Consider the following 13,084-nt stretch of genomic DNA (forward strand, 5'->3'; position numbering starts at 1 on the left):
GCTACTCCGCCCCGACCGCCCGCTCGCCCGCGACCGTCTCGGCCGTGGCGTCGCAGTGGTCGTGCGGGCGCGGCAGCGTCTCCGGCGCGCGCAGCCAGAAACCGAGCGCGACCACCGAGACCACGCCGGTGAGGGCGAAGGCGGGGCCGAACCCCGCGACCTGGGCCACGGCGCCGGCGGCCAGCGGCCCGACGATGGCACCGACGTCGGCGGCCATCTGGAAGCCCGCCAGCACGGTACCCCCGCGGGCCGGGTTGCCGATCACGTCGGCGACCGCGGCCGTCATCGGCGGGTTGACGAGCCCGCTGCCGACCCCCGCGACCAGCGACAACGCCAGGAACAGGCCGGACGAGGGCGCGAACCCGAGCAGGCCGGTCGCCACCGCGGACACCGTGAGGCCGGCCAGCACCGGGGGCTTGCGGCCACGCCGGTCGGCGAGCCGGCCGGACACCAGGAGGGTCGCGGCGTTGCCGGCCGCGAAGACGGCGAGCGCGAACCCGGCCCACGTCTCGCTCTGGCGCAGCGCCTCGACCACGAACAGCGGCACCAGGGCGACCCGGACCCCGAACACGGTCCACCCGTTGGCGAAGCTCGCCACCAGGGCGGCGCGATAGGCGGGGTGCCGGAACGCCGTCGGGAAGGTGGCCGCGGGCTCGGCGGCGCCGCTCCCGGGAGGAGCGCCCGTCCGGCCGCGCAACAGCGGGACCGAGACCAGCATCGCGCAGAGCAGCGCTGCCGCGTACACGAGGAACGGTGCGCGCAGGCTCACCGCGATCAGGCCGCCGCCCGCCAGCGGCCCGGCGATGTTGCCCAGCAGGAAGCCCGTGGCCCACATGCCCGACGCCCGCCCGCGCGCCCCGGCCGGGGCCAGCCGCACCAACAGCGAGATCGCCGAGACCGTGAACATCGTGGACCCGATCCCGCCGACGCCGCGGAACACCAGCAGCTGCCAGTAGCTCTGCGCCGTCGCCGTGGCCCCCACCGACGCCGCGGCGATCACCAGCCCGACGGTGTAGACGCGCAGCTCGCCGAACCGGGCGACCAGCCGGCCGCTCACGGGGGCGAAGGCGAGCCGGAAGGCCGCGAACAGGCTGATCACCGCGGACGCGGCCGCGACCCCGACGTCGAACGTCCGGGCGAACGCCGGCAGCGCCGGCGCCACGATCCCGAACCCGATGGCGACCACGAAGGCCGCCACGACCAGCACCCAGATCTCCCGCGGCATGCGCACCCGCGTGCGCGCCGGCACGGCGTCCCCCGTCGTGGCCACGTCGTCCCTTCCGTCCCGATCGTTGGCAACGCTACGCGATCGGGGGAAGGGTCGGGATCGTCACCAGGTGACGGGAAGGGCCTCCACACCGTGGACGACCCTCTCGTCGCGGAACGCGGTCTCCTCGATCGGGGACGCGACGGCGAGACCCGGGAACCGGCGCAGCAGCGCCGGGTAGGCGATCCGCATCTCCAACCGGGCCAGCGGCTGGCCGAGGCACTGGTGGATCACGCCCTCCCCGGCCCGGATCCGCACGCCCGCCAGCTCGACGTCCTCGCGCGCGACCCGCCGCCGCCCGGTGTGCACCACCGTGAGCAGCCGCAGCAGCTCCTCGACCGCCGGCGCGACGGTGGCCGGGTCGCCGTCGCGGACCTGCGCGGCCTGGTCGGGATGCCGCAGGAGGGTGAGTGTGCCGAGGGAGAGCAAGTTCGCCGTGGTCTCGTGCCCGCGACCAGCGGCAGCGTGCCCGTCGACGCCGCCTCGGCGCGGGCGGCGAGCCGCCCGAGCAGGTCGTCGGCGGGCTCGCGCTCCTTGCGGGCCATGAGGTCCTGCAGGTACTCGCGCAGGTCCGCGTCGGCGCGCAGCCCGCGGTCGCGGTAGCGTTCCTTCACGACGTCAGCTCTGCTAATCATTACCTGCCGCAACGGACCGTGACCTCCACGGATCGGACCAGCGCAGCGACACACGGTGATCGTCGGTAGCCTCTCCCGGCGGTGGACACGGACGAGGAACTGGCTCACCTGCACGAGCTGGCGGGGCCGACGGGCACGGAGCTCTTCGCGGCGATCGCGGCCGGGCTCGACGGCCGGCCGCTCAGCGACGACGCCGCCCTCCGGATCGGCACCGCGCTGCGCCGGACGTACCCGGCGCCGCTCGTCGCCGAAGCCCTCACCCAGGCGCAGCTGCGGGAGCGGGCCGCGGGCAAGTTCGACCGGGCCGGGTCGATGTTCCTGACCCGCGCCGGCTGGGAACAGGCGTCGCCGGAGGTCGTGGCGCGGCACCGGGCGCCCCGCTTCGCCGGCGCGCGCCGGCTCGCCGACCTCTGCTGCGGGATCGGCGGCGACCTGCTCGCCCTCGCCCCCGGCCGGGAGGTCCTGGCCGTCGACCGCGATCCGGTGCACCTGTGGATGGCCCGGCACAACGCCGCGGTCTACGACAGTGACGTGCACACCCTGCTGGCCGACGTCCGGGAGGCCGACCTGACCGGCGTCGACGCGGTGTTCGTGGACCCCGCCCGGCGCTCGGCGCGCGGCCGGATGCGGACGGGCGACAGCGAGCCGCCGTTCGCCTGGTGCTTCGGCCTGCCGGTGCCCGCGATCGGGGTCAAGGCGGCCCCGGGGCTCGACCACGACGTCGTTCCCGAGGGGTGGGAGCTGGAGTTCGTGGCGGTGGACCGGGACCTCAAGGAGGCCGTGGCCTGGTCCCCCGCCCTGGCCACGACGCGGACCCGGGCGACCGTCCTGCCCGCCGGGGACACGATCGTCGCCACGGAGGGCGATGCCGTCGCGGTGCGCGACCCCGGCCGGTACCTGCTCGACCCGAGCCCGGCGGTGACCCGGGCCGGCGCGGTGGAGGAGCTCGCCCGCCGCACCGGGACGTGGAAGATCGACGAGCGGATCGCCTTCCTGTCCGCCGACGAGCCGGTGGCGACGCCGTTCGCCCGCACCCTCGAGGTGATCGACTCGGGGCCGTGGGACCAGAAGAGCCTTCCCCGCCGGCTCCGCGAGCTCGACATCGGCGCCGTGGACATCCGCAGGCGCGGCCTGGCCGGGGACGTCGACGCCCTGCACAAGCGGCTCAAGCTGCGCGGATCCCGCCGCGCGACGCTGGTGATGACGCGAGTCCGGGACCGGCCGTGGGGCCTCGTCTGCGTCTGAGATCGGCCCCGAGAACGGGCAGGGCCCCGACCCGTGGTGGGTCGGGGCCCTGAACTCCAGGGGTGGAGGTGCCGGGAATCGAACCCGGGTCCTCCTTCGCATTGCGAGGGCTTCTCCGTGCGCAGTCCGCTGTGTCTCTACTCGGATCCACCGGTCTCACGGACGAGCCGGTGTGACGATCCCAGTCGCTGTTTGGTGTCCCGTCCGACCCCGGCGACCGGGCCGGACGGTGGAGTCCCCTAGCTGATGCCGGGCACCGGGGCGGGAACACCCCCGGGCCGACAGTCCCTTACTGGATCAGGCAGCGAGCGCGAGCTCGGACTGAGCCGGGACAGTGCGACTCTCGTCGGCACTTATTTTGTTACGACGCATGGTTAACGAGGTCATCGTCGTCTTCCTCGGCACGCTTCCCCTCGGTCCGCTTCAGGAGTCGAGACCGTTCACCCCCTTGTCACGACCCGCCTCTCGGGCCGTCACACCAGTCTAACGCGAGCGCCTCGACGGATCATCCCGAATCGGTGTCGGACCAGGAGTCGTACCGGTCACGGGCCGCCAGGACCTCCTCGACGTGCGCCTCCGCCCACGTCTCGACGTGCAGCACGGCCTCGTGCAGGCCCGCTCCGAGCCGGGCCGACGCCCGCCACCCGCCGAGCGAGCTCGGAGTACCGCTCCGGACCGTCGGCAGCGCGGCGAGCGCTATCCGCGCCGGGCGCTGCGCCGCGGGCGGCCGGTCCTGCTCCCCCGACCCCGCGGATCAGAGGCGCAGCAGGCGGGTCCCGGCGTCGTGCAGGACGTCCCGGAGGAACGGCTCGCCGAGCCGCCCGTCGGCGGCCGCCCAGCCCGCGATCGCGCGGAGCTGCTCGGCGTACGGGTACGGGATGTTTGGGAAGTCGCTGCCCAGGACGACCCGGCCGGGGATCTCGGCGAGCCGGGCGGGCCAGTCCGGCGGCAGCGGCGCGAACGCCTCGGCGTAGGGCGTGCCGACCATGGTGGTGTCGAGGTGGACGTTCGGGTAGCGGTGGACCAGGTCCAGCGCGGCGAGGAAGTCCGGCATGCCGGCGTGGGCGAGGACCGCCGTCAGCCGCGGGTGACGGGCCAGGACCTCGCCGAACACGTCGAGCCCGGTGTGCGCCCCGGGAATGGGCCCGTGCCCGCAGTGCACGATCGCCGGGACGCCCGCCTCGGCCAGCAGGCCCCACGCGCCGTCGAGCAGGGGGTCGCGGGGATCGAACGCACCCACCTGGACGTGCACCTTCACCGCCCGCGCGCCGCCCGCGACGGCGGCGCCGAGGTACTCCTCGACGCCGGGCTCCGCGTACAGGGTGGCCGTGCGGACCGCGGCCGGGGTGGCGGCGGCGAACTCCGCCGCCCACTCCGTCAGCCACGCGCCCATGCCGGGCTTGTGCGGGTACACCAGCGGTGCGAACCGCAGCACGCCGAGCTTCTCGAGCGTGGCGATCCGGTCGGCCTCTGGCGTGCGGTACTGGATCGGCCAGTCCATGCCGTAGTGCGTGCGGGCGTCGTCGAAGTAGGCCCACACCTTGCGCAGGACCCGCTCGGGCAGGAAGTGGACGTGGACGTCCACCAGCCCGGGCAGGCCGAGGTCGGCGATCCAGCGGGGGACGTCGTCGTCCGACGTCGGGGGTCCGGGCGGGGCGGGCAGGGTCACGAGAGCGACCTCGCCCGGCCCTTCGCGGCACGGCCGATGGCACGCGCCATGTCCCGCTCGGCGTCCTTCTTCGCCAGGTCCTGCCGCTTGTCGTAGGTCTTCTTGCCGCGGGCGAGCGCGATCTCGCACTTGACCTTGCCGTCGCTGAAGTACAGCGACATCGGGACCAGTGTCAGCCCGCCCTCGCGGATCTTGCCGATCAGCCGCTCGATCTCGTACTTGTGCAGCAGCAGCTTGCGTGTGCGCCGCGGCTCGTGGTTCGTCCAGCTGCCATGGGTGTACTCGGGGATGTGCAGGCCGCGCAGCCACACCTCGCCGTCGTCGACCGTGGCGTACGCGTCGACCAGCGAGGCCCGGCCCAGCCGCAGGCTCTTCACCTCGGTGCCCATGAGCGCCACACCGGCCTCGAACTCCTCGAGCACCGCGTAGTCGTGACGCGCGCGCCGGTTCTGCGCGATCACCTTGCGGCCTTTCTCCTTCACCCCTCCAGCCTACGCGGAGACGGTCATCTCACACCTTCACATAGAGACGGAGCGTGACGTAGCCGGTGATGCCCGCGATCACCGCGCCGATCGGGACCAGATAGGCCGAGACCGTCAGGACGTCGGCGAGCGTGACGGGCGGGATCACGCCGTTCTGCGCGATCCCGGCCAGCAGGGAGTCGATGAAGGCGATCTTCCCGACCAGCAGCCCGGCGCCCGCGAGCACTGCGCCGACCACACCGGTGATCACGGCCTCGACGAGGAACGGCAGCTGCGTGTACCAGCGCGTCGCACCGACCAGGCGCATCACGCCGACCTCCGTGCGGCGGGTGTAGGCCGAGACCTGGACGGTGTTCGAGATCAGCAACAGCGCCGCGACGGCCTGGACCAGCGCCAGCGCGAACGTCACGTTCCGCACGCCGCCGAGGAAGTCGAAGAGCTTCGAGACGACGTCGCGCTGGTCGATCACGGTGCGCACGCCGACCTGGTTGTCCATGGCCTGCTTCACCGCGGCCGCGGCCGCCTCGGTCGACCCGTCCCGGTCGACGAGCTTGACCCGCAGCGTGGCCGGCAGCGACTGCGGCCGGGCGAGCTCGGCGACCGACTGCCCGGCGAACAGCTCCTGGAAGCGCTGGTACGCCTCCTGCTGGTTCTCGTAGGTCACGCCCGCCACCAGCGGCGAGTTCTCCAGCGTGGACCGCAGGCCCGCACAGATCGGCTGCGTGCAGTCGGCGTCCGCGGTGGACACGTCCTGAGTGAGTGCGACCCGGATCTCCAGGCGGTCGGAGTAGATGGCCTCGGTCGCGTCGATCGTCTTCACCGCGAGCAGGCCGGTGCCGACCATGACCAGCGAGATCGCGGTGGTCAGCACCATCGCCACGGTCATCGTGACGTTGCGGCGCAGGCCGGTGGCGACCTCCCGGACGACGAAGTCCGTTCTCATGCCGTCTCCGCGGAGAGGAGGACGTCGACGGGGCGCACTACCGGCCCACCCCGTACACCGCGTGGGCCTCGTCCCGGACGACCCGGCCCATGTCCAGCTCGACCACCCGCCGCCGCATGGAGTCGACGATGGAGTGGTCGTGCGTCGCCATGACCACGGTGGTGCCAGTTCGGTTGATCCGCTCCAGCAGCAGCATGATGTCCTGGCTGGTGTCCGGGTCGAGGTTGCCGGTGGGCTCGTCGGCCAGCAGGACCAGCGGGCGGTTCACGAACGCCCGGGCGATCGCGACGCGCTGCTGCTCACCGCCGGAGAGCTCGTGCGGCATCCGCTCGGCCTTGCCCTCCAGCCCGACGAGCTCGAGCACCTCGGGCACGACCTTGCGGATCGTCGACGGCGACTTGCCGATCACCTCGAGCGCGAACGCGACGTTCTCGCCCACGGTCTTGTTCGGGAGCAGCCGGAAGTCCTGGAACACCACGCCGATGCGCTGCCGCAGCCGAGGGACCTTCCGCCGCGGGAGCTTCGCGACGTCCAGGTCGGTCACCCAGATCTTGCCGCGGGTCGGGACGTCCTCGCGCAGCAGCAGCCGCAGGAAGGTCGACTTCCCCGAACCCGACGGCCCGATGAGGAAGACGAACTCGCCCTTGCCCACCTCGACCGAGACGCGGTCCAGCGCGGGCCGCGTCGAGGTCTTGTACATCTTGGTGACGCGTTCCAGCCGGATCACGGCCGGGACGTTACCGCTGGATCATGACCGGGCCCTGCCGCGACAGGCCCCCTCGGCGCAGGGGCGGTACCGCTCGGCCGACTGCACCGGGGAGAGCGGTGCTCGGGCACCGCCCCTCCCCCACGGCGGGGCCCTCAGGCGTCGGCCTCCTGCGCCTGGTTGCGCCGCCAGCGGATGCCGGCCTCGATGAACCCGTCGATGTCGCCGTCGAGCACCGCGCCGGGGTTGCCGACCTCGAAGTCCGTGCGCAGGTCCTTGACCATCTGGTACGGGTGCAGCACGTAGGAGCGCATCTGGTTGCCCCAGGACGAGCCGGAGTCCTTGAGCGAGTCCATCAGGGCCCGCTCCTCCTCGTGCTTGCGCGCGAGCAGCTTGGCCTGCAGGACCACCATGGCGGTGGCCTTGTTCTGGATCTGGCTGCGCTCGTTCTGGCAGGACACGACGATGCCGGTGGGGATGTGGGTCAGCCGCACGGCGGAGTCGGTCGTGTTGACGCCCTGCCCGCCGGGGCCGGAGGAGCGGTAGACGTCGACCCGCAGGTCCTTCTCGTCGATCTCGACGTGGTCGGTCGACTCCACGACCGGGGTGACCTCGACGCCGGCGAACGACGTCTGGCGGCGGCCCTGGTTGTCGAACGGCGAGATCCGGACGAGCCGGTGGGTGCCCTGCTCCACCGAGAGCGTGCCGTAGGCGTACGGGGCGTGGACCTGGAAGGTCGCGGACTTGATGCCCGCCTCCTCGGCGTACGAGGTGTCGTAGACGTCCACCCCGTAGCCGTGCCGCTCGGCCCAGCGCAGGTACATGCGCATGAGCATCTCGGCGAAGTCCGCGGCGTCGACGCCGCCCGCCTCGGAGCGGATCGTCACGAGCGCCTCGCGCTCGTCGTACTCCCCGGACAGCAGGGTGCGGACCTCCAGCGAGGCGATCTCCTCCCGGAGCTTGGCCCGGTCCCGGTCCGCGTCGGCGATGGCCGACTGGTCCCCTTCGTCCTCGGCGAGCTCGTAGAGCACGGGCAGGTCGTCGAGCCGGCGGCGCAGGTCCTCGACCCGGCGCAGCTCGGCCTGGGCGTGCGAGAGCCGGCTGGTGACCTTCTGCGCGGCCTCGGTGTCGTTCCACAGGTCCGGGGCGCCGGCCTGCTCCTCCAGGTCCGCGATCTCCGCCTTGAGCGCGGGGACGTCGGTGACCGCCTCGATGCCCTCCAGGGTGGTTGCGAGGTCCTTCAGGTCGGCTGCCACGTCGGGGTTCACAACGCTCCAGGCTACGCGGGCGGGCGAGGGCGGTGCTGGAGGGTTCGCGCCCTGCGGCCTCAGTCGAGCGGGACAGCGTCGAGCAGCTTCACCATCGCCCGCGTGTGCGCGACGGTGAAGTCCGCGACCGCCTTTCGGTAGGGATCCTCCTCGCCCCGGGCCGCGGCGCGGGCGTCGGCGAGCCGGGCCGTGTAGACCTCGCGCGAGCTGCTGACCAACTCGGCGCGCTGCTTCACGGTGAGCTGGCCCGCGTGCAGCAGCCGGAGCACCAGCGGGCTGCGCAGCGCGTCGCCGCCGCTGCCGTGGTGCAGCCAGGCCTTGAACGCCCGCTTGCCGGCCGCCGTGATCACGTACTGCTGCGACGCCCGCGGGCCCTGCTTGCCCAGCCGCAGCAGCCCGGCCTCCGCCATCACCGGCAGCTCGCGGTAGACCTGGCTGCGGGTCACGGTGAAGAACGAGCCGAAACGCTCCCCCGCGGCGGCGACGAGCTGGCCGCCCGTCATCGGGCCGCTGTGGAGCAGTCCGAGCAGAGCCGCGGCGGTGGCGTTGACTGCGGGTGGGGCCGGCATCCCCCAACGGTCCCACGAGCGACGGGGTTCCGCATTCCACAGTGGCCCCCGACCTGCGAGTTCGGACGTTCGCGGGCACAGCGCAACCGAGCGGCGTACCCGGCGGAAGAGGGTCCACACCTCACCCGCGCGAGGTGGGTCGGAAGCCGTCGACCCGGCCCGCCCGGTTCAGGCCCGGTTCAGAGCTGGAGGGCGCTCTCCGGGAGCACGTGGACGGCAGGCCGGCGCACGCGGCACCGGCGCCCCGGGCCGGCGAGGATCGCGGCCGCTCCCGCCGGGCCCGCGGGCAGCCGGTAGGGCTCCGCGGCGTCGAGGTCCACGACGTACCCGAGATCGCCGAGGCTCCCGACGGTGACGCGGGAGAGCGGGTTGCCGGATTCGGCGACGAAGCCGGTCATCAGCTCGTTGCCGAGCACCGACTCGCGCCAGTGCCCCTCGCGCGTGCCGGGGCCGCCGGTGTTCTCCACCGGCACCCCGCCACCGGCTCGGCCGTCGGCGAGCGCGGCCCACTCGGCGACGGCGCCGGCGCCGGTGAAGACAGGGTCGTCCGTGCCCGCGCCCGACAGCAGCCCGAGCCGGGACCAGAGCGTGCCGATGCCGAGGACGTGGCCCATCTCGTGGGCGACGACGTCGTCGAGCGTGCCGTCGGCCTCCATCTGCGCGAGGTCGGCGGCGTCGAACTGCATCTGCCCGACGGCCGGCAGCAGTCCGGCCGAGGCCGGGCGCAGCCGGGTCGGGCCGGCCTGGCCGAGGACCTGCCCGGGACCGTCGATGTCCGCACCCGAGGCGAGGATCAGCACGTCGTCGATGGTCTCGCCGTCGACGACGACGGGCGGCAGGTCGCCGACGATCATCCGCGCCCAGCGGTCCGCGGCCCTGGCGAAGGCCTCCTGCTGGCGCGGGCTGAGCCCGCCGGTGAAGCGGACGTCGATCGTGAACGGCGACCCGGCCGTCGCGGCGACGGCCTCGGCGCGCGCCACGTCGGCGACCGCCCGGTAGCTCTGCATCCCGTGATCGTGCCGGGGGCCGGCGGCGGCCGCCACGGGACGCGCCGCCGGCCCCGGGCCGTCACAGGGTGAGGGCCGCAATCTTCTCGCGGTGCTGGTCCACCCCGCCGTACAGCCCGGCGAGGCGCTTGGCGCGCTTGTAGAAGAAGTGCGCCTCGTGCTCCCAGGTGTAGCCGATGCCGCCGTGGTACTGGATCATCGCGGCCGTCGCCTGCAGCGCGACCTCGCTCGCCTTCGCCTTGGCGACGGCGACGGCCAGCTCGGCGTCGTCGAGCCCGACGTCGACGGCGTGGGCGGCATAGAGCGCGGCGTGCTCGGCCATCGTGACGCCGACGTGGATGTCGGCCAGGGCGTGCTTGAGCGCCTGGAACGAGCCGACCGGTACGCCGAACTGCTCGCGCTCGCGGTCGTAGGCGACCGTGCGGCTCACCGCCTCGCGGGCGATCCCGACGAGATCGGCCGCGACGAGCACGGTGGCCCGGGCCTGCAGCGACGACGCGTCGCCGGGCAGCGCCTCCACGTCGGACACGTCGAGCGAGGCCAGCCGGGTGGTGCGGTCGTAGGACCCGACCGGAGTGGCCCGGGCGCCGGTGGCGAGGCCGAGCCCCTGCGCGGTCCGCACGACCACGACGTCGGCGATCACTCCGTACTCCACCGCGGGGACGACGCCCGGCGCGGCGCCGCGCAGCCCGACGGCGCCGATCGCCTCGCCCGAGGCGAGCCGCGGCAGCCAGGCCGCCTTCTGCTCGTCCGACCCGCCGAGGCGGATCGCCTCGGCGGCGAGCACGGTCCCGCGCCACGGCCCGGGCGCGACGCCCGCGCCGAGTGCCCGCGCGATCACCTGGGCCTCGACCAGGCCGAGGCCCAGCCCGTCGTGCTCCTCGGGGACGGTGACGGCGAGCCAGCCCTGCTCGGCCGCCGCCTTCCACAGCGACCCCGGGTTGCCGTCCCCGTCGGCGTCCTCGAAGACGCCCCGCACGGCATCGGTGTCGAACCGCTCGGCGAGATAGGTCGTGACCGCCGCGCCGAACTCCTGCTGGTCCTCGGTGAGGGCGAAGAACATGCCGGGCTCCTACCGGGGCAGGCCGAGCACGCGCTCGGCGGTGACGTTGCGCTGGACCTGCGACGAGCCGCCCCAGATCGTGACCGACCGGGACCACATCGCCTGCGCGTTGAGCGGGCGCAGGTCGAGGTCGCCGAGCTGCTCGAGGGTGTCGTCCTCGCCGAGGACGTCGTCGTAGACCTCCCACAGGTCCTGGAAGGTCTCCGACCACTGCAGCTTGGTCATCGACGCCTCGAAGCCCAGGTCGCGGCCCCGCTCGGTCTGGGTGAGCACGTGCATCGAGTGCAGCCGCAGGCACTCCAGCTCGGTGAGCACGCGGGCGAGCTTGTTGCGGATCACCGGGTCGGTGTCGCGGCCGAGCTTCTTCGCGACGGCGGCGATCTCGTCGTACTGCCGGCGGAACTCGGTGTACTGCGAGATGCCCGAGGCGCCGCGCTCGAAGGACAGCAGCAGCATCGCGGTGCGCCAGCCCTCGCCGATCTCGCCGAGGACGTCCGTGGCCGGGACCCGGGCGTCGTCGAAGAAGACCTCGCCGAACTCGCTGGCACCCGACATCTGCTTCAGCGGTCGGGCGTCGACGCCGGCCTGGTGCATGTCGATGAGCAGCATCGAGATGCCGCGGTGCTTCTGGCTGCCCGGCTCGGTGCGGACCAGCGTGAAGATCTTGTCGCCGTGCACGGCGTTCGTGGTCCACACCTTCTGTCCGTTGACCACGAAGTCGTCGCCGTCGCGGACGCCGCGGGTGGACAGCGCCGCGAGGTCCGACCCGGCGCCGGGCTCCGAGAAGCCCTGGCACCAGATCACCTCGTTGCGCAGCATCGGGCCGATGATCTCCTTGCGCTGCGCGTCCGTGCCGATCGCCATCACGGTGGGCGCGAGGAAGGTGAGGCCGAGCGGGTTGACCGTGCGCGGGGCGTCGGCCAGCACCATCTCGACGTCGTAGATCGCCTTCATGCCGGGCGTGCCGCCGCGGCCGCCGAACTCGGTCGGCCACTGGATGCCCGCGAAGCCGGCGAGCGCCTTGTCCCGCTCCCAGTCACGACGGAGCCGGAAGCTCTCGTCGTCGGGCAGCGACTCCCAGAAGCCCGGGCGGCGCCACTCGTCCGGGATGTTCGCCGAGAGCCAGGAGCGCAGCTCGCTGCGGAACTCCTCCTCGGCGGGGGTGAAGGTGAGGTCCATCGTCGAGACCTTCCTGCGTGCGGGTTGCGGGTGCGGCGAGCGGTCGGCGTCGGCCGCCGCGCCGGCGCCCAGCCTGGCATACCGGTGGGTAACCTGCATCGGCCGAGGTATGTGCCCCTGCGGTGATGGGGCTCGTGGTCGACGCCCCGGTATGCACCAAGTAGCCTGGCGGTATGCGCAGCGAGAGGGTGACCGTCACCCTGCCGGCCGAACTGGTCGCGGAGGCTCGGGAGGCGGTCCGCAACGGGAGTGCGGCGAGCCTGTCGGCGTACGTGGCCGAGGCGGTCCAGGCACGGCAGACCCGCGATCGCTCGCTCGCTACTCTGGCCGACCTGTACGGAGGTCCCCCACCGGCGGACGAGCTCGACGCGGCGCGCAGGTCGCTCCGGCTCGTTCCTCCCGTGGCCGTCGGCTGAAGGGCGCGCACATGATCGGCGGAAGAGTGCTGGACGCCAGCGCGCTCCGGGCGTTCGCGACCGGCCGGCCCGTCTACATGCGCGCCCTCGTGTGGGCGGCGGTGGAGGAGAACCTCGTGCTGGCGGTGCCCTCCGCGGCGCTCGGCCGCGCGTGGTCGCAGCTCGAGCCCGAGCACCACGCCGCGCTGCAGGTGCTGCTCGGGCTGCCCAACACCGTGATCCACGACCTGTCCCCGGCGATGGCCCAGGAGTCCGGGCTGCTGCTCGCCGCGACGGGACAGGACGACATCGTGGCCGGGCAGGTCGTCACCACCGCCCGGCGCCGGGGCTGGCCCGCCGTCACCGGCGACCCCGGCGCACTGCGCAAGCTGGACTGCGCGGTGCCGATCGAGGAGCTCCCCTAGCGGTCGTGGTAGGGAACCACGGTGCGGTTTCGGGAGGGGTTTTCGCGCATTATGGAGCCATAGTGCGCTCCTGGGGCGGGTTTACGCGCGTTATGGAACCATAATGAGCCTTTCTCAGTAGGCCGTTGATCATGTTGTGCGGTCGTGTTCGTGGTGCAGGACGACGAGCGCAGCGGCGGTGATGGCGCCGATGCGGCGGGGGCAGAGGCTGACCCGGCGCAGGGCTTTGAA

The 13,084-nt window shown here is 73.2% G+C and carries 14 protein-coding genes, 1 other RNA gene and 1 pseudogene; 3 read left to right on the top strand and 13 right to left on the bottom strand.

All coding sequences use genetic code 11. The annotated features are described in order from the left end of the window. Position 1 precedes the first annotated feature (1 nt). Together LWC35_RS18070 and LWC35_RS18075 are read right to left on the bottom strand one after the other, a co-directional pair. Positions 2 to 1,270, bottom strand: a complete 1,269-nt coding sequence (locus LWC35_RS18070; RefSeq protein ID WP_308194578.1) for an MFS transporter — start codon at positions 1,268 to 1,270, stop codon at positions 2 to 4. A 60-nt stretch (positions 1,271 to 1,330) separates the two neighbouring features. After that, positions 1,331 to 1,696 (bottom strand): cytochrome P450 family protein, encoded by a 366-nt coding sequence (locus LWC35_RS18075; RefSeq protein WP_232871324.1) that lies wholly within the window; start codon positions 1,694 to 1,696, stop codon positions 1,331 to 1,333. Positions 1,697 to 1,983: 287 nt separating this feature from the next. On the opposite strand from LWC35_RS18075, the gene LWC35_RS18080 reads away from it, so the two are divergent. Continuing rightward, the gene (locus LWC35_RS18080; protein ID WP_232871325.1) at positions 1,984 to 3,147 is read left to right on the top strand and encodes a class I SAM-dependent methyltransferase; all 1,164 of its coding nucleotides are present in this window, start codon (positions 1,984 to 1,986) and stop codon (positions 3,145 to 3,147) included. A 60-nt stretch (positions 3,148 to 3,207) separates the two neighbouring features. Here LWC35_RS18080 and ssrA read toward each other — a convergent pair. From ssrA to LWC35_RS18130, 10 genes are all read right to left on the bottom strand, one after another. Beyond that, positions 3,208 to 3,595: a transfer-messenger RNA gene (gene ssrA, locus LWC35_RS18085) on the bottom strand. Positions 3,596 to 3,901: 306 nt separating this feature from the next. Further along, positions 3,902 to 4,816: an amidohydrolase family protein gene (locus LWC35_RS18090; protein WP_232871326.1), complete on the bottom strand. Its 915-nt coding sequence runs from the start codon at positions 4,814 to 4,816 to the stop codon at positions 3,902 to 3,904. Then, complete coding sequence (gene smpB, locus LWC35_RS18095) at positions 4,813 to 5,298, bottom strand: SsrA-binding protein SmpB (protein WP_232871327.1); 486 nt, start codon at positions 5,296 to 5,298, stop codon at positions 4,813 to 4,815. Before smpB ends, LWC35_RS18090 begins: the two co-directional genes overlap by 4 nt. 28 nt (positions 5,299 to 5,326) lie before the next feature. Continuing rightward, entirely contained in the window at positions 5,327 to 6,241 is a 915-nt protein-coding gene (gene ftsX / locus LWC35_RS18100; protein ID WP_232871328.1) for a permease-like cell division protein FtsX, read from the bottom strand. Positions 6,242 to 6,278: 37 nt separating this feature from the next. Then, positions 6,279 to 6,968, bottom strand: a complete 690-nt coding sequence (ftsE, locus tag LWC35_RS18105; RefSeq protein WP_232871329.1) for a cell division ATP-binding protein FtsE — start codon at positions 6,966 to 6,968, stop codon at positions 6,279 to 6,281. A gap of 134 nt (positions 6,969 to 7,102) precedes the next feature. Further along, positions 7,103 to 8,215 carry a peptide chain release factor 2 gene (prfB, locus tag LWC35_RS18110; RefSeq protein ID WP_232871330.1) on the bottom strand — a complete coding sequence of 371 codons (1,113 nt, stop codon included), beginning with the start codon at positions 8,213 to 8,215 and terminating at the stop codon, positions 7,103 to 7,105. A 59-nt stretch (positions 8,216 to 8,274) separates the two neighbouring features. Further along, on the bottom strand, positions 8,275 to 8,784 hold the full coding sequence (locus tag LWC35_RS18115; RefSeq protein WP_232871331.1) for a PadR family transcriptional regulator: 510 nt from the start codon (positions 8,782 to 8,784) through the stop codon (positions 8,275 to 8,277). A 179-nt stretch (positions 8,785 to 8,963) separates the two neighbouring features. Then, on the bottom strand, positions 8,964 to 9,791 hold the full coding sequence (locus LWC35_RS18120; RefSeq protein WP_232871332.1) for a leishmanolysin-related zinc metalloendopeptidase: 828 nt from the start codon (positions 9,789 to 9,791) through the stop codon (positions 8,964 to 8,966). A gap of 61 nt (positions 9,792 to 9,852) precedes the next feature. Beyond that, on the bottom strand, positions 9,853 to 10,854 hold the full coding sequence (locus LWC35_RS18125; protein ID WP_232871333.1) for an acyl-CoA dehydrogenase family protein: 1,002 nt from the start codon (positions 10,852 to 10,854) through the stop codon (positions 9,853 to 9,855). A gap of 9 nt (positions 10,855 to 10,863) precedes the next feature. Then, on the bottom strand, positions 10,864 to 12,033 hold the full coding sequence (locus LWC35_RS18130; RefSeq protein ID WP_232871334.1) for an acyl-CoA dehydrogenase family protein: 1,170 nt from the start codon (positions 12,031 to 12,033) through the stop codon (positions 10,864 to 10,866). Positions 12,034 to 12,206: 173 nt separating this feature from the next. On the opposite strand from LWC35_RS18130, the gene LWC35_RS18135 reads away from it, so the two are divergent. Together LWC35_RS18135 and LWC35_RS18140 are read left to right on the top strand one after the other, a co-directional pair. Next, positions 12,207 to 12,449 (top strand): ribbon-helix-helix domain-containing protein, encoded by a 243-nt coding sequence (locus LWC35_RS18135; protein WP_232871335.1) that lies wholly within the window; start codon positions 12,207 to 12,209, stop codon positions 12,447 to 12,449. Between the two features lie 11 nt (positions 12,450 to 12,460). Next, entirely contained in the window at positions 12,461 to 12,853 is a 393-nt protein-coding gene (locus tag LWC35_RS18140; RefSeq protein ID WP_232871336.1) for a hypothetical protein, read from the top strand. Positions 12,854 to 12,982: 129 nt separating this feature from the next. Here the strand turns inward: LWC35_RS18140 and LWC35_RS18145 are convergent. Next, positions 12,983 to 13,084: pseudogene (locus LWC35_RS18145) on the bottom strand (IS5/IS1182 family transposase); the annotation flags it as partial.

The organism is Pseudonocardia kujensis, assembly GCF_021283305.1.
GTDB lineage: Bacteria > Actinomycetota > Actinomycetes > Mycobacteriales > Pseudonocardiaceae > Pseudonocardia > Pseudonocardia kujensis.